The organism is Halomonas qinghailakensis (assembly GCF_025820815.1).
Lineage (GTDB): Bacteria > Pseudomonadota > Gammaproteobacteria > Pseudomonadales > Halomonadaceae > Vreelandella > Vreelandella qaidamensis.
Genome location: NZ_CP096973.1, coordinates 1,170,598 through 1,187,227 on the forward strand (window position 1 = coordinate 1,170,598; position 16,630 = coordinate 1,187,227).

Sequence of the window (16,630 nt, forward strand, 5' to 3'; positions counted from 1 at the left end):
ATGAGTAGCTTGCCAATATGCAATGATCTTAGCTACCTAGTCGCTAGAAGATAATTCGACCCAGGGCGATTTCCAGGTTGAGGCTGGGATGCTTTGGCCATGCGATGCCATAGGTGTACCCGTTAAGGGCCGGTGGCTCGCCGAACTGTCTGGCACTCGGTGTGGCGGTGAGCGTGTGCTGCCATTGCTAGACTTCCTAGGCGCTGCGATGTTGAATCAGCTCGATGCCGGTCAGCCGCTGACTGCTGTCGCCGTCGGGTGGGTTGAACTTTATGCGAACCATGGCGCTCGGGAAGGGAGTTAGGCTTAAACATGATAAATCACGTCGAAAAGAAGTCACCACGTCGGATTTAGACACATACACGACACAGATAGCCTTGGGTAGTCGCTACTGCCTACAATGCCCAGAGAGTGGTAATCAACGAATGCCGCGTCACAAGCGTGATGGTACAGCCTACTCTGCCACCACCGCTGCCCCGTAAATACGCTGGTACTCATCGGGTAACCGTGTAGGCCGCCCATTTGAGAGAGCCACACACGCAAACCGGGTGCGTGCGTTTAGCAGCGTTTTACCGCTCTCCACACGTTTAAGCTGAAACCGACGAGTGAGGCTAAAACGCCCATCGCAAGCCACAATCCACGTCGCCAACTGCAGTTTGTCATCGACAAACGCGGGAGCCAGATAGTCCAACTCATGGCGATGAACCACCATGGCACGATCTAGCAACTGATAATCATCAAGGGATAGCCCCAGAGCTTCAGAGTGAGCCCAACTGACCTGCTCTACCCAGCGCAAATACTCGCTGTTGTTGACGTGCTGGTAGGCATCAATGGCCTCCGGCGTCACCTTAAGCTCAATCACAAAGGGATTCGGCAATGCCCACTCCATAGTGCTGCTCCTTGTGGTTACTCCTTGATGTTATCGATTATTTTTCACACGCTCGCTAAGAAGTGTCTTCGACTTAATCGCGGAATACCCGCACACCCAACGCCTTCAAATACGATGTTTCCGGGATCGCTGGATGGACGGGATGATCGGGCCCCTGGTGGCCCTGAAAAATCACCTGGCCGTGGCGGTCTTGGTGGCGAACGGCGCCACGAACCACATCAATCAAACGCTCAGGTGCAAGGTGCATGGAGCACGAGGCCGATAACAGCAAGCCATCACGGCCCAGCAGACGCATCGCTTCACGATTCAGGCGTGAGTAAGCGCGTTCCCCATTGGGAATATCCTTACGCTTTTTGATAAACGCCGGTGGATCAAGAATGACAACGTCAAACTGTTCGCCATCGGCTTTCAGTGCCGCTAGCGCTTCAAAAGCATCACCTTCTGCTACCGCAACTTGTTCTTGCACACCATTTAGCTCGGCATTGCGAGCTACCTGATCCAGTGCGGGGGCAGAAGCATCGACACATAGTACTTCCGAGGCACCGCTAGCAGCCGCCTGCACCCCCCAGCCGCCCACGTAGCTGAATACATCTAGCACACGCTTACCAGCCACTTGGCTATTCAGCCACGCGCGATTAACGCGATGATCAAAGAACCAACCTGTCTTCTGACCATTCAACACAGGTACCGCAAAAGTGACCCCGTTTTCTTCCAACAGAACCTCATCAGGAAGGATGCCCTTTACTACTTCAACGTGAGCTTCCAGGCCTTCTTGGCGACGACCGCCAGTATCATTGCGGAATACAATGGCGCTGGGCTTTACAACTTTCTCCAACGCATCGACAATCTCTTCCGCTAACGCCTGCATACCTGCGGTATTCAGCTGCACCACCAGCACATCGCCAAAACGGTCAATAACCAGCCCTGGTAGCAAGTCGCCCTCACCGTGGATCAAACGGTAGAACGGCTTATCAAACAGACGCTGACGCAGCGCCAACGCCTGATTGAAACGGTGCACGAACAGCGATCGATCCAGGCGCATTTCTGGGTCACGCGACATTACTCGACCACAAATCAGTGAATGCGGGTTAATGTAGGCTACCCCAAGGACTTTGCCGTTTGAGGCTTCGACCAGCGCAGACTCACCCGCAACAAAGTTTTTCAACGGCGTTTCTTTAATATCTACTTCATTGGAGTAGATCCACAGATGGCCCGCTTTCAGACGGCGATCGGCATTTTTATTCAGGCGCAGGCGTTGAGTCACAACAATCTCCAAAAGAGCAATCTTACAAAGCCCATAGACTCTGAAAGCCCATAGACTCTGAAAACATAGGCAAAACAGTTAACATCAAAGAGTAGCTACTACCGCTGGCATCCAGGGCAAAATACACTGGCCCGCTGACCAAGCGTGATACGTCGCAGCTCAACGCCACAGCGCAGGCAGGGTTGCCCATGGCGTCCATAAACGTTCAGTTGCTGGGCAAAGTAGCCTGGCTCGCCCTGGCCACTGACAAAATCTCGCAGCGTGGTACCGCCCTGAGTAATCGCCGCCGACAGCACCTCTTTTACCGCAATGGCCAGCTGCTGATAACGGGCTAGGGAAATTTTCCCGGCGGCGCGACGCGGGTCGATACCTGCCATAAACAGCGCTTCAGCAGCGTAAATATTACCCGCACCCACCACCACGCGGTTATCCATTAAAAAAGGCTTTACCGCAACGCGTTTATTACGGGAGGCGTTATAGAGCCAACGCCCGTTAAACGCATCATCTAACGGCTCAGGACCAAGGTGCGCTAGGCGCGTATCCAAACTACCATCGCCCTGCTGCCAGTCAACAAAACCAAATCGCCGCGGGTCGTGATACCTCAGCACATGGCCATTGGCCGTCACCACATCAACATGGTCATGTTTTTTGGGCAAATCACCAACCTTGGCAATCCGCAGGCTACCCGACATGCCTAAGTGCCACAGCAACGTGGCCTCACGCTCAGACCGCATCACGGGAATTTGCAGGTACTTAGCACGGCGCTTTAATACGCCAATCCGCGCGCCTATTAGTCGATCGGCTAGATCCTCGGGCACTGGTACGCGCAAACGAGAGTGCCTTACCAACACCTCGGTAATTTCTTGCCCTTCGATATAAGGGGCAACGCCACGCCGCGTTGTTTCAACTTCAGGCAATTCGGGCATGATGAAAGCCTATGATGACAGCACAGTGACAACCACACTGTCGCCAGTGCAGTGCTGGGGTATAGGGGCATGTGTAACCAATCATACACAATAAGTGGCTAACTATCAGACATGCAAAAACCCGGCTGAGGGCCGGGTTTTTCAACAGGCACTCGCCTGCGGTGAAAGCCGATCATTGTAATCGCGATTACTTGATCTTGGCTTCCTTGTAGATAACGTGCTTACGGACGACCGGGTCGTATTTCTTAAATTCGAACTTATCCGGTGTGTTCCGCTTGTTCTTATCAGTGGTGTAGAAGTGGCCTGTACCGGCACTAGACACCAGCTTGATCTTATCGCGCATGGTTTAACTCTCCCAAAATGCTAGCTTAGATGGCGTCGCCGCGCTTGCGGATATCAGCCAGAACCGTTTCGATACCTTTCTTGTCAATAATACGCATTCCTTTAGAGGAAACGCGCAGCTTGACGAAGCGGTTTTCAGCTTCAACCCAAAAACGATGGGTGTGCAGGTTCGGCAAGAAACGACGACGTGTCTTACGCTGGGAGTGAGAAACGTTATTACCAGTTACCGGACGCTTGCCGGTAACCTGACATACTTTGGACATGAGAGCCTCCAACCGCTTGGCGAGTTGTTCAAAACTGTCGGGCAGACCGGAGCAGGGAGGGAGTCGACGCAGTTAACCGCCTAGCTGTACCCAAATCCGTTATTCAACCCAAGTTTAAAGGTGGCACTTTATACCAGAGCACCCGGCTACCAGCAAGCAAAAACGCCTAAAAATGCCAAAAAAGGCACTTTTCGGACAATTTACTTAGATAAACAGCGAGAATTTGACGTCGCACTATTTTCATTAATTGCTATAGCCAGCCGCGCTCGGCAAACGAAACCACGTCACCGTCCCCCACCACAAAATGATCAAGTACCCGCACATCAAAAAGCGCGAGGGCATCTTTTAGGCGTTCAGTGATACGTCGATCAGCATCGCTTGGCTCAGCAACACCCGACGGGTGATTGTGTGCCAGGATGACAGCACCAGCGTGTAGTTCGAGCGCACGCTTGGCAACTTCGCGGGGGTAAACGGATGCGCTGTCTAGGGTACCGCGAAATAGGGATTCATAGCGAATAATTCGATGCTGTGTATCCAAAAAAAGCACCGCAAACTCTTCATGACCCAAATGACGCAGCTGAGAGCTTAGGTAATGACGCACCAACGCCGGAGAGGTGAGCGCATTGCCGCGGGCAAGCTGGCTCGCCATGTGCCGCCTGGAAAGCTCAAGGGTCGCCTGAAGCTGAGCGAATTTGGCACTTCCAAGCCCCCTGGCTGCACAAAATTGATCCTGATCTGCTTCCAAAAGCTGCCTTAACCCACCAAAGCTGGCCAGCAGGTCCCGGGCCAAATCGACTGCCGAGCGCCCTTGAACGCCGACGCGTAAAAAAATGGCCAGAAGCTCAGCGTCTGAGAGCGCCTGCACACCCATGTTCAACAGCTTCTCTCGTGGCCGCTCACCCTCTGGCCAGTGATTGATCCCCATCGCCGCCTCCCTGCCCATGCTGACAGCACCGCCCGCGCTTGCCACTGCGCACCCTTATTGGCTTTTCCAACGTCTGGCTGAGCATGCCAAAATAACTGGCCAAATGGTATGGTACACACCTTTAACAAACGCTACATGGGACTGCCCATCATGGCCTTATTATCGCCAAGTCCATCAACATCGCTGATTGGCAAACGCCTGCTGCTCGGTGTTAGCGCCGGTATTGCGGCCTACAAAAGCGCGCTGATTGTTCGGTTACTAAAGCAGGCGGGCTGTGAGGTTCGCGTGGTGATGACCGAGGGTGCCCAAGCGTTTATCACGCCGTTAACGCTTCAAGCACTGTCAGGGGAGCCCGTACGCACCTCGCTACTTGATCCTGAGGCGGAAGCAGGCATGGGCCATATCGAGCTAGCCCGCTGGGCAGATGCGATTCTGATCGCCCCAGCCACAGCCGACTTAATCGCACGCTTGGTGCATGGCATGGCAGACGATCTGCTGACCACTCTGTGTCTGGCCTCGGAAGCCCCCAAGCTGATCGCCCCAGCCATGAATCAGGCCATGTGGCGTCACCCTGCAACCCAGCGCAACGTGAATCAGTTAGCCACCGACGGCTGGCAACTCATTGGTCCCGCTGCAGGCGACCAAGCCTGTGGCGACGTAGGCCCCGGACGAATGAGCGAACCAGACGCTATTGTTGATTTCTTAGCTCAGCACTTTGCTTCTGCTGCAAAATCACCAGCGCCAACTTCTGCGCCACACGTCGTCATCACCGCAGGTCCTACCCGCGAAGCGCTAGATCCTGTGCGCTATCTCTCCAATCACAGCTCGGGGAAGATGGGGTATGCGCTAGCCGCGCAAGCAGCAAACCAGGGGGCACGGGTGACGCTGATAAGCGGTCCGGTTACTCTACCCACCCCCAATGGCGTTGAGCGGATTGATGTGGAAACCGCCGTGCAAATGCACCATGAAGCGTTAACACTAGCGCCTCATGCAGCCCTATTTATTGGCTGTGCTGCGGTCGCCGACTACCGCGCCGCCAGCGCGGCCGAGCACAAAATCAAAAAAACTGACGACAGCGATACGCTAACGCTGACGCTGGTCAAAAACCCGGACATTATTGCCGATGTGGCCGCGCTGCCTACTGACCAACGCCCCTTGGTAGTGGGGTTTGCTGCTGAAACCCAGGAGGTCGCGCACTACGCAGAAGATAAGCTAACCCGCAAAGGGCTGGATATGATCGTAGCCAACGATGTTTCCCGGCAGGGTCTTGGCTTTGGTAGCGATAACAATGCGGCGTTACTGCTGTGGCGCACAGCGACGGGCACCAACCAACTGGACGCCCCACCGCAGCCTAAAACGCAGCTAGCCGCGCTAATTATTCGTCACGCCCTATCACTGCTGCCTTCTCAACGACTATCCCAGCTTCAATCTCAACGACTATCTCAACCACCTTCTCAACCACCTTCTCAATCCTCCGGAGAATTATCATGAGCGGTTCTCGCCCACGCTTGCAGTGCAAAGTTTTGGATGAACGCCTGCACGACTACCTCCCCTCTTACGCAACAACAGGCTCAGCGGGGATGGATTTGCGAGCACTGCTAGATGAACCACTGGTACTTGCTCCCGGCGACTGTCAGCTCGTGCGGACAGGCCTTGCCATTTACATAGAAGATCCTGGCTTAGCAGGCATGATCTTGCCTCGCTCCGGGCTAGGCCATAAGCACGGCATCGTACTGGGTAATCTTGTTGGACTGATCGACTCTGATTACCAGGGCGAACTAATGGTATCGGTTTGGAACCGTGGGCAAAGCAGCTTTACGCTATCGCCCTTTGAGCGCCTTGCTCAATATGTGCTTGTCCCGGTCGTGCAGGCGGAGCTTGCCATTGTCGATGCCTTTGACGACTCCACCCGCGGCAGCGGAGGTTTTGGTAGCACAGGTCGCCAGTAAACCAAGGCTGTTTTACCGTCAATCTAGGAGCAACAATGAACGTACCTGCGTCGATATTTCGTGCTTACGACATTCGCGGTATTGTGGACGATACGCTGAGTGAGACCACCACTGAACTCATTGGCCGGGCTATTGGCTCTGAAGCCGCCGCTCGTGGTGAGCAAACGGTCATTGTTGCGCGTGATGGACGACTCTCCGGGCCACATTTGCAAGCAGCGCTGATTCGCGGCTTAACAGCCTCTGGGCGGGATGTTATTGATATCGGCATGGTGCCAACACCTGTGCTTTATTTCGCCACCCACACACTGCCTGAAAGCTCCTCCGGGGTAATGCTAACCGGCAGTCACAACCCACCTGACTACAACGGCTTTAAAATCGTCTTAGCGGGTGAAACGCTCTCCGGCGATGCTATCACCGCCCTCTATGAGCGAATTCAAGCAAGCGACCTAACCAGCGGCCAAGGCAGTGTTCGCCAGCACGACCTACGCGCAGCGTATCTTGAAAGAATTATTAGCGATATTCACATTGAGCGCCCACTGAGTGCCGTGGTGGATTGTGGCAATGGGGTTGCCGGAGAGCTTGGCCCACAGCTTATCGAGCGCCTGGGGGTAAAAACTACCCCGTTATTTGCCGAGATTGATGGCCACTTCCCGAACCACCACCCCGACCCAGGCAAACCTGAAAACCTACGCGACTTGATCCACAGCGTTAATGAAACAGGTGCCGATATTGGCTTGGCTTTTGACGGAGACGGCGACCGCTTAGGGGTTGTCACGCCAAGTGGCCGCATGATCTACCCTGATCACCTACTGATGGTGTTCGCAGCAGATATGTTGTCACGCAACCCAGGCGCTAAGGTGATCTTCGACATTAAGTGCACCGGTAACTTAGCGCGTGCCATTAGCCACGCTGGCGGCGAACCAGAGATGTGGCGAACTGGCCATTCACTCATCAAAGCGCGTATGCGCGAAACCGGTGCTGCGCTGGGCGGTGAAATGAGTGGGCATATTTTTTTCAAAGAGCGCTGGTACGGGTTTGACGACGGCCTCTACGCGGCGGCTCGCCTGCTTGAAATTCTCGCCCGCTACCCCGGCAGTGCTGATGAATTATTTGAGCAGTTTCCACAAGATATCAGTACACCTGAAATTAATATCGCGGTCGCTGATGAAGAAAAATTTGCGCTTATCAAGAAGCTTGCTAGAGAGGGCGACTTCGGCGAAGGTATCAAAACCACGATTGATGGCATTCGCGTGGACTATGCCGATGGCTGGGGACTGTGTCGAGCCTCCAACACCACACCTGCACTAGTACTGCGCTTTGAGGGTAGCGATGCCGCGGCACTTAGCCGAATAAAAGCGCGGTTTGCCAATGCGCTGGCGGAGATTTCACCAGCACTGACGATCCCTGAAATCCCAGCAGGGTAAGTACACATAACAGGGTGGATAAACAGCAAGATGAACACGACATAAGTAAAACGAGATAAAACGCAAAACAACACGCCGCATGGAAAAGCCAATGCTCGCGCTGTAATAACGGTCGCGATAAACGTAGCGACGGAAAAAAGCAAAAGGGACAACGTCATGAGTTCAACTAGCCGCGACCCCCAGGTCGTTGTGGAGGTTTTGTCAGAAGCCCTCCCCTACATCCAACAGTTTTCGGGCAAAACGGTCGTCGTTAAATATGGCGGCAACGCCATGACCGAAGACACCTTGATCGATTCATTCGCGCGTAACATCGTGCTTATGAAAGAAGTCGGCATTAACCCAGTCGTGGTACATGGCGGTGGGCCACAAATTGGCAGCCTACTGGAAAAATTGAATATTGAATCACGCTTTGTGAACGGCATGCGTGTGACCGACTCCCAAACCATGGACGTTGTGGAGATGGTGCTGGGAGGCTTGGTCAATAAAAGCATTGTTAACCTGATCAACCAAAGCGGCGGCAAAGCAATTGGCTTAACCGGAAAAGATGGCGCACAAATTCGCGCCCGCCAGTTAAAAGTAGAGCACCAAAGCCCTGAGATGACCGCACCGGAAATCATCGATATTGGTCACGTGGGTGAAGTGGAGTCTATCTCCACCGACCTTATCGAGATGCTCGCTGCCCGAGACTTTATTCCGGTAATCGCGCCTATCGGCGTTGACGGTGAAGGTAATAGCTACAACATTAACGCCGATTTAGTAGCAGGCAAGCTGGCCGAAGCGCTGAACGCTGAAAAGCTAATGCTGCTAACCAACGTCGCAGGCTTAATGAATAGCGAGGGGGGAGTCTTGACTGGTCTTTCAACCACTCAAGTCGATAGCCTAATCGCTGACGGCACTATTTACGGCGGCATGCTGCCGAAAATTCGCTGCGCGCTGGACGCGGTGAAAGGCGGCGTCAACAGCGCCCATATCATTGATGGTCGCGTTCCCCATGCCGTACTCCTGGAAATCTTTACCAATGCTGGGGTAGGCACCCTGATTACTGACGCAGGTTAACCGCGACGGAGGGATAACGTCATGAGTGACGAACAAAAACCTCGCCGCCGCGAGCAAATCCTGCAAGCCTTAGCCGTTATGTTGGAAGAGGATAGCGGTAAACGCATCACAACCGCTGCACTTGCCCGCCAGGTAGGCGTCTCCGAAGCAGCGCTGTATCGCCACTTCCCCAGTAAAGCGCGTATGTTTGAGGGTCTAATCGACTTTATTGAAGAAAGCATTTTTGCGCGCATTACCCGCATCCTGGAAGATATCCCCGATGCTACATCGCGCTGCAGCACGATTTTGACCTTACTACTGGGCTTTGCCGAGAAAAACCCTGGGCTTGCCAGGGTATTGGGTGGCGATGTTCTTACCGGCGAAACGGCGCGGCTACGCCAGCGGGTACACCAGCTTTTCGAGCGCCTGGAAACTCAACTAAAACAGGTGCTACGGGAGGCTGAACTGCGTGAAGGCTTGCGCACAAGCATTCCTGCATCCGCCGCAGCTAACCTGCTGATCGCCCAGGCAGAAGGACGTATTTCTCAATATGTGCGTAGTGACTTCAAACGCTTACCAACAGAGTATTGGGAAGATCAGTGGGCACTTCTATCTAGCCAACTGTTACGAGAAACCGTGCAACCGGCTTAGCAAGCGTTGACATATCAAGCCAGCCAGCCAACCAATAAAAACGCCCCGAAAGCGCTCTGCCTTCGGGGCGTTTATCTAGCCTACTTACCCAATATATATACTTAAATTAAGCGGCGATAGCGTCGCCCATTTTCTGACGCAACTTTTTCATAGCGTTCTTTTCGAGCTGACGAATGCGTTCAGCGCTAACGCCATACACATCAGCTAAGTCGTGCAGTGTCGCTTTATTATCGGTCAGCCAGCGACGCTGCAAAATATCCCGCGAACGCTCATCAAGCCCCTTCAAAGCTAGCTGCAAGCGACGCGTTGAATCCTCTTCAAAGTTGCTGTCTTCTAACAGCGTTGCCGGATCGGCTGAAGCATCATCTAAAAAGTACGCCGGTGCTTGATAGGTGCTCTCTTCGTCGTCACTAGGAGAGGCATCAAAGCCCGCATCGTAAGCCGACAAACGTCCTTCCATATCGCGCACTATTTCTGGCTTCACATCGAGATCTTTTGCAATCGCATTGACCTCATCATTATTCAGCCAGGCTAAACGTTTTTTGGCGCTACGCAGATTAAAAAACAACTTGCGCTGCGCTTTGGTAGTGGCAATTTTGACGATTCGCCAGTTGCGAAGCACAAACTCGTGAATTTCCGCTTTGATCCAATGCACGGCAAAAGACACCAAGCGAACCCCTTGATTGGGGTCAAAGCGCTTAACGGCTTTCATCAGACCAACGTTACCTTCTTGAATCAAGTCAGCCTGTGGCAAACCGTAACCTGAATAACTACGAGCAATATGCACAACAAAACGCAGGTGCGAAAGCACCAGACGACGCGCAGCTTCCAGATCACCTTCATCGTGGAGGCGGAATGCAAGCTCACGCTCTTCATCAATGCTTAGTACGGGAATTCCGTTAACCGCCTTGATGTAGCCGCCCAGATCGTGACCTGGAGAGAGCTGACCCACCGGTAGAAGACTAGTGCTCATGTGCAGGTGGTCTCCCTTAAAACCTATCGTGGTTGGTGTACTGTTAACTCTAAGACCTTAGCCTAAGCATAAGGTTCATATGACCGATGCATTCACTGCATAAGACACAAAACGGGGTAGAAATTCCCGTTAATGACCGCATAACAAACATAACTAACGCGGGCGTATGCTAGAGAGATGGCGTGTAACTGCCAGCCACGCTCCCAGCCAGCCCAGTAGTGTACTGCAAGATAGCAGAATTGTAGAGCCTGTCACGTCTAACTGCGGCAATACGAAGCTCGCGCCGTAGCTTGCAGCCAAGGCCGCCACAGGCAACGACAGCCAGTGGTTACCAAGCCCCAACAATCCCAACGCCAAAAGACCGCCACCCACACCGTACCAGGCCCCGCTGTAAAGAAAGGGTCTGCGCACAAACGCATGAGTTGCGCCTATCAGCATCACCACTTCAATTTCCCGCCGCCGACTCTCAACTGCTAGGCGAATCGTGTTGCCCACTACTAGCAGCACTCCACAGCCAAACAGCACACCAAGCGCGAGCGCTACCCGTCGCCCAAGGTCTGCTAAATGACGTAAACGCTCTACCCATGCGAGGTCTACACGCACCTCGTCTACCCCAGAGAAAGCTTCCAACCGCTGTGCCAATTGCGCCATAGCCGCAGGCTCAACACTCTGCGGGTAGATGACAATACTGGCAGGCAAGGGATTATCGTCAAGGCCCGCTAAGGTATCTTCAATCCCTAGCGACTGCTGAAACTCAGCCATCCCTTGTGCTGCACTAATAAGGCGCGTCGTTGCGACGCCCTCATCTGCCCTAACGGCTTCGTCAATACGCGCAGATTGCGCAGCGTCTACGGTCGTTTCCAGATAAACCGTGAGGGTTGCACTCTCATCCAGCTCTGCGTCTAGCAGTTTGGCGCTATCTAAGGTTAACCAAAGTGCCGCGGGTAAGACTAACGCAATAGCAATGGCCAGCATGGTGAGCAGATTGCCCACAGGGTAACGTATCAGGCGATAAAGGCTATCCATCGCCATGGCACGATGATGGCGCCCCCAGGCGCGTAAGCGGCTGCTAAAGCGTGTTTGATGTGAACGCGCCCCACGCCGCTCGGCGGATGGCTCACTGGAGGTTCTGGCCGCTTGTCGCTTACCCTTGGGAGCTACACCTGTAGAACGGGGTGTCGCAGCACGTTTCATACGGCGCCCTCATCTGCCACCAAACGTCCATCGCGCAGGCGTAAAATACGGTGGCGCAGCCGTGCGATTAACGCCAGGTCGTGACTGGCAATCATCACAGTAGTTCCAATACGATTGAAGTCTTCAAACAGCGCCATAATGTCGGCAGAAAGCTGTGGGTCAAGGTTACCGGTAGGTTCATCAGCAAGAAGCAGAGCTGGCTTATTAACCACTGCGCGCGCAATTCCCACTCGCTGCTGCTCACCGCCGGAAAGCTCTACCGGTAACGCTTTTTCACGGTGTAAAAGCCCGACTTTATCCAAAGCTGCACGAACGCGCCGCGCTGCTTCACGTGGCTCTACTCCTTGGATTTCCAGCGGCAGAGATACATTGCGAAACACGCTGCGATCAAACAGCAGTTGATGATCTTGAAACACTACACCAATCTGCCGACGGTAAAACGGCACTTGGCTGGCATGAAGCTCGGCAATATCATGCCCAGCCACCACTACACGACCACGGCTAGGCTTTTCGAGACGCATTATTAGTCGCAACAGCGAGCTTTTACCAGCACCAGAATGCCCCGTCAGGAACACCATTTCGCCTCTTGCAACGCGAAAGTTTAGGTGTGCCAGCGCCTCAAAGCGCCCTCCATAGCGCTTACCCACATGTTCAAAAGCGATCATGCGCGGCCATCATCCCCTTGCCGGTCAAACAGCGCGTTAACAAAGTCATCTGCCTCAAAGGGGCGAAGATCATCAAGCCCTTCGCCCACGCCAATAAAGCGAATCGGTGTTTTTAGCTGCTTCGCCAATGCAAAAATAATCCCACCTTTAGCGGTACCGTCCAGCTTGGTCAGAGTAATACCACTGATCGGCACGGCGTCGTTAAATGTACTGGCCTGAGAAATGGCATTTTGCCCAGTGCCCGCATCCAGCACTAACATCACCTCATGGGGAGCGGTGCTATCCAGTTTCTGCATGACCCGATGCACTTTTTTTAGTTCTTCCATCAGATGGCTCTTGTTGTGCAGCCGCCCTGCTGTATCGGCAATCAGCACATCCACGCCACGTGCTTTGGCAGCTGCCACCGCATCGTAGATCACTGACGCGCTATCAGCACCAGTATGCTGCGCAATTACCGGCGCGTTGTTACGCTCACCCCACACCTTAAGCTGTTCAACCGCCGCTGCCCGGAAAGTGTCACCGGCAGCGAGCATGACGCTTTTACCTTCACGTTGAAAACGTTGGGTCAGCTTGCCGATTGTCGTCGTTTTACCTACGCCGTTAACACCTACCACGAGGATGACAAAAGGCCCATCGCTCTGTTTTTCAAAATTTAGCGGTGTCGCTACCGGCGCTAGCATTGTTGCCAGCTCCTCCTGCAAACCACGATATAGCGCTTCAGGATTATTCAGTTCTTTACGCGAAACGCGCGCCTCAAGGCGCTCAATAATCTCGCTAGTGGCTTCAATGCCGACATCCGCCATAAGCAGTTGGGTCTCAAGGTCTTCCAACAGCTCATCATCAATCTGCTTTTTGCCTAAAAACAGATCTGCAATGCCATCCGTTAGATTGGCGCGGGTTTTGCCTAGCCCTGATTTAATACGAGCGAACCAGCCTTTCTTTTCCCCTTTTTCTGCCACTGGCTTCTCTTGAAGAGCCGGTTTAGGTGCAGGCATTGCGGCGGGTTCTGGTTCTGGTTCTGGTTCTGGTCCTGGTTCTGGTTCTGGTTCTGGTTCTGGTTCTGGTTCTGGTTCTGGTTCTGGTTCTGGTTCTGGTTCTGAAACAGCCTCTACTGCAGGCTCAGGCTCAGGCTCTTGCACCTGCTCTCTAGCAGATGCTTTTTCAGCCTCTTCTTCGACAGTCGTCGCGAGCTCAGCGGCTGATGTTGCTGAAGCAACGGCTTCCTCCGTTGGCGTGCCCTGCTCTGTTTTATGCTCTAGCTTAGACTCTTTAGTAGGCTCTGCGTCACCATGCGCCTCTTGTGAAAGCGCTTGCTGATCTTGCTGCTCCTGCTGGGAGTCGTGCTTTTTCTTACGTTTGAAAAAACCGAACATAGGTGTCATCCGACTTAATAGGTGAACATTGCGATTATCCTACCATCGCAGACCAAGACTTTGGATAAGTAGCCCGCTACAATCCATGTTATGAAACGACAACGCTCTTCTCGCTCCTCTACTTCTTCTCGTTCCGCTACTTCTCGCTCTTCAGCAGCGCGGCGTGGGCCTGCCAAGCCGCCAGGTAAGCTACGCATTATCGGCGGTGATTTTCGTCGTCGCCAACTGCCAGTGCTTGACCACCCGGGGCTACGCCCAACCCCTGATCGCGTGCGTGAAACGCTGTTTAACTGGCTTGGCCAACACTTGTTTAACAAACGTGTGTTAGATCTCTTTGCAGGCACGGGAGCACTCGGCTTTGAAGCCCTCTCCCGAGGCGCTAATCACGTTACGTTTATCGAGCGTGATGCTCGGGTAGCCGCGCTAATTGGTGAAAATATTATCACTCTTGGAGCTAGCAATGGCCGGGTGGTCAATTCCGATGCTCTGATATTTCTTGATCAACCTAGTCAACCTAGTGACGTGATTTTTCTTGATCCGCCCTTCTATCAAGGCTTGGCAGCGTCCTGCTGCGCTATGTTAGAAGCAAATAACTGGCTGACCGACGAAGCCATGATCTACCTAGAAACTGAAAATTCGCTCTCTCCGGAGGTGCCTGCTAATTGGCAGCTGTACCGAGAAACTCAAGCTGGGGAAAGCGCTGCCCGGCTCTACGTTCGTAAACCCGTGTAAACTGCGCTTGCCGCCATCTTGCAGCGGCGTTACGCTCGCCCAACTGAATTACGATTTCATCCCCGTTATGACAGGCAATGTGCCTGTCGACATTGCTGGAGGTAGGCATGAGCCTTGAGTTATTTAACCAGTTGGAACAGAAAGTCACCGACACCGTAGAGGCGTTGGAATTGATGAAGCTTGAAAATGAAGAGCTGCGTAGCGAAAACGCCCAGCTTAAACAGGAGCGTGAGGAGTGGGAGCGTCGGCTACAGGGCGTGCTCAGCAAGTTTGAAAACATGGACAGCGATAGCATTTCTTAAAGCAACAGCGACATCAATAACGCATCTTCTCGCCCGGCCCCGCCCTGTGCAGCCGGGTAGTAGTTTCGTCGACGTCCATCTTCATGAAACCCATAATGTCGATAGAGCTTTATTGCGCGCTGATTACTTACCCGCACTTCCAGCAATAAGCGCTCGCTTTGCCACTGCCTTGCGCAGGCAACCACTTCGCTAAGCAGTTTATAGCCGACTCTCTGGCCTTGCTCCTGGGGAAGCACCCCAATCGCTTGAAGCTCTGCTTCAAACGGCAAACGAGCCACCATGGCATAGCCAATCAATGGTTCTTGCTGCCAGTAACCAATTACCTGTGAATTCGCGTCTGCTAACGCATTGCGAAGATGCGGCAAGCCTATACCACTGTTAGCTTGTGCTTCTAATGCCTGTAGCTCAGCGCTGTCAGCAATACTTAATTGGCGTATCACTAGCAGTTGGCCTCACTACGCCACTGTTTGCCAAGCGAGGCAAGCTCAGGCCAAAGCTCACGTTTGGTACTCCCATGCTGGGCAATTGTATTCAGAGCAGGACCTTGCCACACGGGCAGCGACAACGTTTGGCTATGCTGCTGGCTAACCGCCATAACCCGCACCAGGGGTGAATCGTCGGGTAATTCGTCAGCGCCCCACCATAGCAGGCGCTCCAACTGCCACCCTTGCCTGCCTGCAGCACCTGCAATAAAGGCAGCCATCCCGTCCTGTGCTTCTTCCAATGGCTCTTCTGGTGTAAAGGCATTCGCCATCGGTGGCCATTTAAAGTATGTCACCACAGGCATCTCGCCGCTCAACACTCCCGCCGCTCGTAGCATATTGGCCAGTAGCTGCTGCTCAACAGGCGTTATTTCACCCTCATGGAGACTTAACCAGCGCCCGCCCACACAAACACAAGAAAGACTGAATGTTAACGGTTTAGCTTTGCTAACAGCCTGTTCTTGCTGCGTAGAACTCCCCTGCACAGAACTTATCTGTAAAGAACTTTCCTGTGTAGAACCTTCCTGCACAGAACCTTCCTGCCCAGAACTTTCCTGCACAGAACTTTCAGCCGTAAAATTTTCCTGTGTCGAAGTAACCGTGGCTACGGCTGGCTTGCTGTCAGGTACAGGCGGTTGACCAAGCAGCGCGCGCACTGCCGCAGGGGCCGAAGAGGAGCCAGTACTAGCCGCTCTGGAAGCGCTATTGATAACCGGTGACTGGCTACGCGGGCGCGGTGCAGGTGCATCGTCCAATAGCGCGTGAAGCCGCTCTCGTGGTGGAGTGGCAACCGGCGCATCCTCCCACTCGCACGCCTCTGTGGGGCACGCATGGGGTAGCTGATATTTGGATGCCCAGACAGTGATGCCCATCGCCTCCAAATATTGTCTGCGAACAGCCTCTGGTGTCACTGCCCACCGCCACGGCAGTTAGGCGAGTTAGGGCGTTCGCCACCACGTGCCTGCCACTCTTTTGGGGTGTACAGATGTAGCGCCAACGCATGTACTGGGCCAGACAGCTCATCGGCGAGCAGTGCATAAATTTGCTGATGCCGCTTTACCGGCATCATGCCATCAAAGTTGTCGCTGACTAGCGTCACTTTAAAGTGCGTCTCAGAATTAGCCGGCACGTTATGCATGTGGCTTTCGTTTTCTACGTGCAGCACGTCGGGCGTTAACGCCGCTAACTTCTGCTCAATCTGTGTCTGCATCGCCATGAGTACTCTCTCCTTCAGTCAGCCA

General features: G+C 53.6%; 21 protein-coding genes. 8 read left to right on the top strand and 13 right to left on the bottom strand.

Annotated features, from left to right (window positions below; all coding sequences use genetic code 11):
• Positions 1 to 88: 88 nt before the first annotated feature.
• Complete coding sequence (locus M0220_RS05440; protein WP_264018898.1) at positions 89 to 304, top strand: hypothetical protein; 216 nt, start codon at positions 89 to 91, stop codon at positions 302 to 304.
• A gap of 150 nt (positions 305 to 454) precedes the next feature.
• On the opposite strand, the gene M0220_RS05445 is transcribed toward M0220_RS05440, so the two are convergent.
• The 6 genes from M0220_RS05445 to radC all read right to left on the bottom strand — a co-directional run bounded on the left by M0220_RS05445 (position 455) and on the right by radC (position 4,609).
• Positions 455 to 889, bottom strand: coding sequence for an acyl-CoA thioesterase (locus M0220_RS05445; RefSeq protein WP_030074355.1), 435 nt, complete (start codon positions 887 to 889; stop codon positions 455 to 457).
• A 73-nt stretch (positions 890 to 962) separates the two neighbouring features.
• The gene (locus tag M0220_RS05450) at positions 963 to 2,153 is read right to left on the bottom strand and encodes a class I SAM-dependent rRNA methyltransferase (protein WP_030074356.1); all 1,191 of its coding nucleotides are present in this window, start codon (positions 2,151 to 2,153) and stop codon (positions 963 to 965) included.
• A gap of 98 nt (positions 2,154 to 2,251) precedes the next feature.
• Positions 2,252 to 3,079, bottom strand: coding sequence for a bifunctional DNA-formamidopyrimidine glycosylase/DNA-(apurinic or apyrimidinic site) lyase (mutM, locus tag M0220_RS05455; RefSeq protein WP_030074357.1), 828 nt, complete (start codon positions 3,077 to 3,079; stop codon positions 2,252 to 2,254).
• A 187-nt stretch (positions 3,080 to 3,266) separates the two neighbouring features.
• The gene (gene rpmG, locus M0220_RS05460; RefSeq protein WP_009098622.1) at positions 3,267 to 3,422 is read right to left on the bottom strand and encodes a 50S ribosomal protein L33; all 156 of its coding nucleotides are present in this window, start codon (positions 3,420 to 3,422) and stop codon (positions 3,267 to 3,269) included.
• 25 nt (positions 3,423 to 3,447) lie between these two features.
• Positions 3,448 to 3,684, bottom strand: a complete 237-nt coding sequence (gene rpmB, locus M0220_RS05465; protein ID WP_009724126.1) for a 50S ribosomal protein L28 — start codon at positions 3,682 to 3,684, stop codon at positions 3,448 to 3,450.
• 250 nt (positions 3,685 to 3,934) lie between these two features.
• On the bottom strand, positions 3,935 to 4,609 hold the full coding sequence (gene radC, locus M0220_RS05470) for a RadC family protein (protein WP_030074358.1): 675 nt from the start codon (positions 4,607 to 4,609) through the stop codon (positions 3,935 to 3,937).
• 150 nt (positions 4,610 to 4,759) lie between these two features.
• Between radC and coaBC the strand changes: the two genes are divergently transcribed.
• From coaBC to slmA, 5 genes are all read left to right on the top strand, one after another.
• Positions 4,760 to 6,100: a bifunctional phosphopantothenoylcysteine decarboxylase/phosphopantothenate--cysteine ligase CoaBC gene (gene coaBC / locus M0220_RS05475; RefSeq protein ID WP_264018900.1), complete on the top strand. Its 1,341-nt coding sequence runs from the start codon at positions 4,760 to 4,762 to the stop codon at positions 6,098 to 6,100.
• On the top strand, positions 6,097 to 6,558 hold the full coding sequence (gene dut, locus M0220_RS05480; RefSeq protein ID WP_030074362.1) for a dUTP diphosphatase: 462 nt from the start codon (positions 6,097 to 6,099) through the stop codon (positions 6,556 to 6,558). Before coaBC ends, dut begins: the two co-directional genes overlap by 4 nt.
• Before the next feature lie 35 nt (positions 6,559 to 6,593).
• Positions 6,594 to 7,982 (top strand): phosphomannomutase/phosphoglucomutase, encoded by a 1,389-nt coding sequence (locus tag M0220_RS05485; protein WP_264018901.1) that lies wholly within the window; start codon positions 6,594 to 6,596, stop codon positions 7,980 to 7,982.
• Between the two features lie 156 nt (positions 7,983 to 8,138).
• Positions 8,139 to 9,038 (top strand): acetylglutamate kinase, encoded by a 900-nt coding sequence (argB, locus tag M0220_RS05490; RefSeq protein WP_264018902.1) that lies wholly within the window; start codon positions 8,139 to 8,141, stop codon positions 9,036 to 9,038.
• Between the two features lie 21 nt (positions 9,039 to 9,059).
• A complete protein-coding gene (gene slmA / locus M0220_RS05495) occupies positions 9,060 to 9,668 on the top strand; it encodes a nucleoid occlusion factor SlmA (RefSeq protein WP_030074368.1) in 609 nt (202 codons plus the stop codon).
• Between the two features lie 106 nt (positions 9,669 to 9,774).
• Here slmA and rpoH read toward each other — a convergent pair whose 3' ends face one another.
• The 4 genes from rpoH to ftsY all read right to left on the bottom strand — a co-directional run bounded on the left by rpoH (position 9,775) and on the right by ftsY (position 13,873).
• A complete protein-coding gene (rpoH, locus tag M0220_RS05500) occupies positions 9,775 to 10,641 on the bottom strand; it encodes an RNA polymerase sigma factor RpoH (protein ID WP_030074371.1) in 867 nt (288 codons plus the stop codon).
• 153 nt (positions 10,642 to 10,794) lie between these two features.
• Positions 10,795 to 11,835 carry a permease-like cell division protein FtsX gene (gene ftsX, locus M0220_RS05505; protein ID WP_264018903.1) on the bottom strand — a complete coding sequence of 347 codons (1,041 nt, stop codon included), beginning with the start codon at positions 11,833 to 11,835 and terminating at the stop codon, positions 10,795 to 10,797.
• Entirely contained in the window at positions 11,832 to 12,500 is a 669-nt protein-coding gene (gene ftsE, locus M0220_RS05510) for a cell division ATP-binding protein FtsE (protein ID WP_009724117.1), read from the bottom strand. Before ftsE ends, ftsX begins: the two co-directional genes overlap by 4 nt.
• Positions 12,497 to 13,873 carry a signal recognition particle-docking protein FtsY gene (gene ftsY / locus M0220_RS05515; RefSeq protein WP_264018904.1) on the bottom strand — a complete coding sequence of 459 codons (1,377 nt, stop codon included), beginning with the start codon at positions 13,871 to 13,873 and terminating at the stop codon, positions 12,497 to 12,499. Before ftsY ends, ftsE begins: the two co-directional genes overlap by 4 nt.
• Before the next feature lie 90 nt (positions 13,874 to 13,963).
• On the opposite strand from ftsY, the gene rsmD reads away from it, so the two are divergent.
• Together rsmD and zapB are read left to right on the top strand one after the other, a co-directional pair.
• Positions 13,964 to 14,605, top strand: a complete 642-nt coding sequence (gene rsmD, locus M0220_RS05520; RefSeq protein WP_264018905.1) for a 16S rRNA (guanine(966)-N(2))-methyltransferase RsmD — start codon at positions 13,964 to 13,966, stop codon at positions 14,603 to 14,605.
• A 107-nt stretch (positions 14,606 to 14,712) separates the two neighbouring features.
• Entirely contained in the window at positions 14,713 to 14,907 is a 195-nt protein-coding gene (gene zapB / locus M0220_RS05525) for a cell division protein ZapB (protein WP_264018906.1), read from the top strand.
• On the opposite strand, the gene rimI is transcribed toward zapB, so the two are convergent.
• From rimI to M0220_RS05540, 3 genes are read right to left on the bottom strand one after another with little or no spacing between them, the layout of a single operon-like run.
• Positions 14,904 to 15,347 carry a ribosomal protein S18-alanine N-acetyltransferase gene (gene rimI, locus M0220_RS05530; RefSeq protein ID WP_264018907.1) on the bottom strand — a complete coding sequence of 148 codons (444 nt, stop codon included), beginning with the start codon at positions 15,345 to 15,347 and terminating at the stop codon, positions 14,904 to 14,906. The two genes, zapB and rimI, sit on opposite strands and share 4 nt — an antisense overlap.
• Positions 15,347 to 16,261 carry a hypothetical protein gene (locus tag M0220_RS05535; RefSeq protein WP_264018908.1) on the bottom strand — a complete coding sequence of 305 codons (915 nt, stop codon included), beginning with the start codon at positions 16,259 to 16,261 and terminating at the stop codon, positions 15,347 to 15,349. Before M0220_RS05535 ends, rimI begins: the two co-directional genes overlap by 1 nt.
• Positions 16,262 to 16,296: 35 nt before the next feature.
• On the bottom strand, positions 16,297 to 16,605 hold the full coding sequence (locus M0220_RS05540; protein ID WP_030074384.1) for a BolA family protein: 309 nt from the start codon (positions 16,603 to 16,605) through the stop codon (positions 16,297 to 16,299).
• Positions 16,606 to 16,630 lie beyond the last annotated feature (25 nt).

Bases quoted from the DNA above. Each gene is read 5' to 3' on its own strand.
- rpoH (WP_030074371.1), bottom strand. From the start codon at position 10,641: ATGAGCACTAGTCTTCTACCGGTGGGTCAGCTCTCTCCAGGTCACGAT.
- argB (WP_264018902.1), top strand. From the start codon at position 8,139: ATGAGTTCAACTAGCCGCGACCCCCAGGTCGTTGTGGAGGTTTTGTCA.
- rpmB (WP_009724126.1), bottom strand. From the start codon at position 3,684: ATGTCCAAAGTATGTCAGGTTACCGGCAAGCGTCCGGTAACTGGTAAT.
- ftsX (WP_264018903.1), bottom strand. From the start codon at position 11,835: ATGAAACGTGCTGCGACACCCCGTTCTACAGGTGTAGCTCCCAAGGGT.
- ftsY (WP_264018904.1), bottom strand. From the start codon at position 13,873: ATGTTCGGTTTTTTCAAACGTAAGAAAAAGCACGACTCCCAGCAGGAG.
- rsmD (WP_264018905.1), top strand. From the start codon at position 13,964: ATGAAACGACAACGCTCTTCTCGCTCCTCTACTTCTTCTCGTTCCGCT.
- mutM (WP_030074357.1), bottom strand. From the start codon at position 3,079: ATGCCCGAATTGCCTGAAGTTGAAACAACGCGGCGTGGCGTTGCCCCT.
- zapB (WP_264018906.1), top strand. From the start codon at position 14,713: ATGAGCCTTGAGTTATTTAACCAGTTGGAACAGAAAGTCACCGACACC.
- M0220_RS05540 (WP_030074384.1), bottom strand. From the start codon at position 16,605: ATGGCGATGCAGACACAGATTGAGCAGAAGTTAGCGGCGTTAACGCCC.
- M0220_RS05440 (WP_264018898.1), top strand. From the start codon at position 89: ATGCTTTGGCCATGCGATGCCATAGGTGTACCCGTTAAGGGCCGGTGG.
- radC (WP_030074358.1), bottom strand. From the start codon at position 4,609: ATGGGGATCAATCACTGGCCAGAGGGTGAGCGGCCACGAGAGAAGCTG.
- M0220_RS05485 (WP_264018901.1), top strand. From the start codon at position 6,594: ATGAACGTACCTGCGTCGATATTTCGTGCTTACGACATTCGCGGTATT.
- ftsE (WP_009724117.1), bottom strand. From the start codon at position 12,500: ATGATCGCTTTTGAACATGTGGGTAAGCGCTATGGAGGGCGCTTTGAG.
- coaBC (WP_264018900.1), top strand. From the start codon at position 4,760: ATGGCCTTATTATCGCCAAGTCCATCAACATCGCTGATTGGCAAACGC.
- dut (WP_030074362.1), top strand. From the start codon at position 6,097: ATGAGCGGTTCTCGCCCACGCTTGCAGTGCAAAGTTTTGGATGAACGC.
- M0220_RS05445 (WP_030074355.1), bottom strand. From the start codon at position 889: ATGGAGTGGGCATTGCCGAATCCCTTTGTGATTGAGCTTAAGGTGACG.
- rpmG (WP_009098622.1), bottom strand. From the start codon at position 3,422: ATGCGCGATAAGATCAAGCTGGTGTCTAGTGCCGGTACAGGCCACTTC.
- M0220_RS05535 (WP_264018908.1), bottom strand. From the start codon at position 16,261: ATGGGCATCACTGTCTGGGCATCCAAATATCAGCTACCCCATGCGTGC.
- slmA (WP_030074368.1), top strand. From the start codon at position 9,060: ATGAGTGACGAACAAAAACCTCGCCGCCGCGAGCAAATCCTGCAAGCC.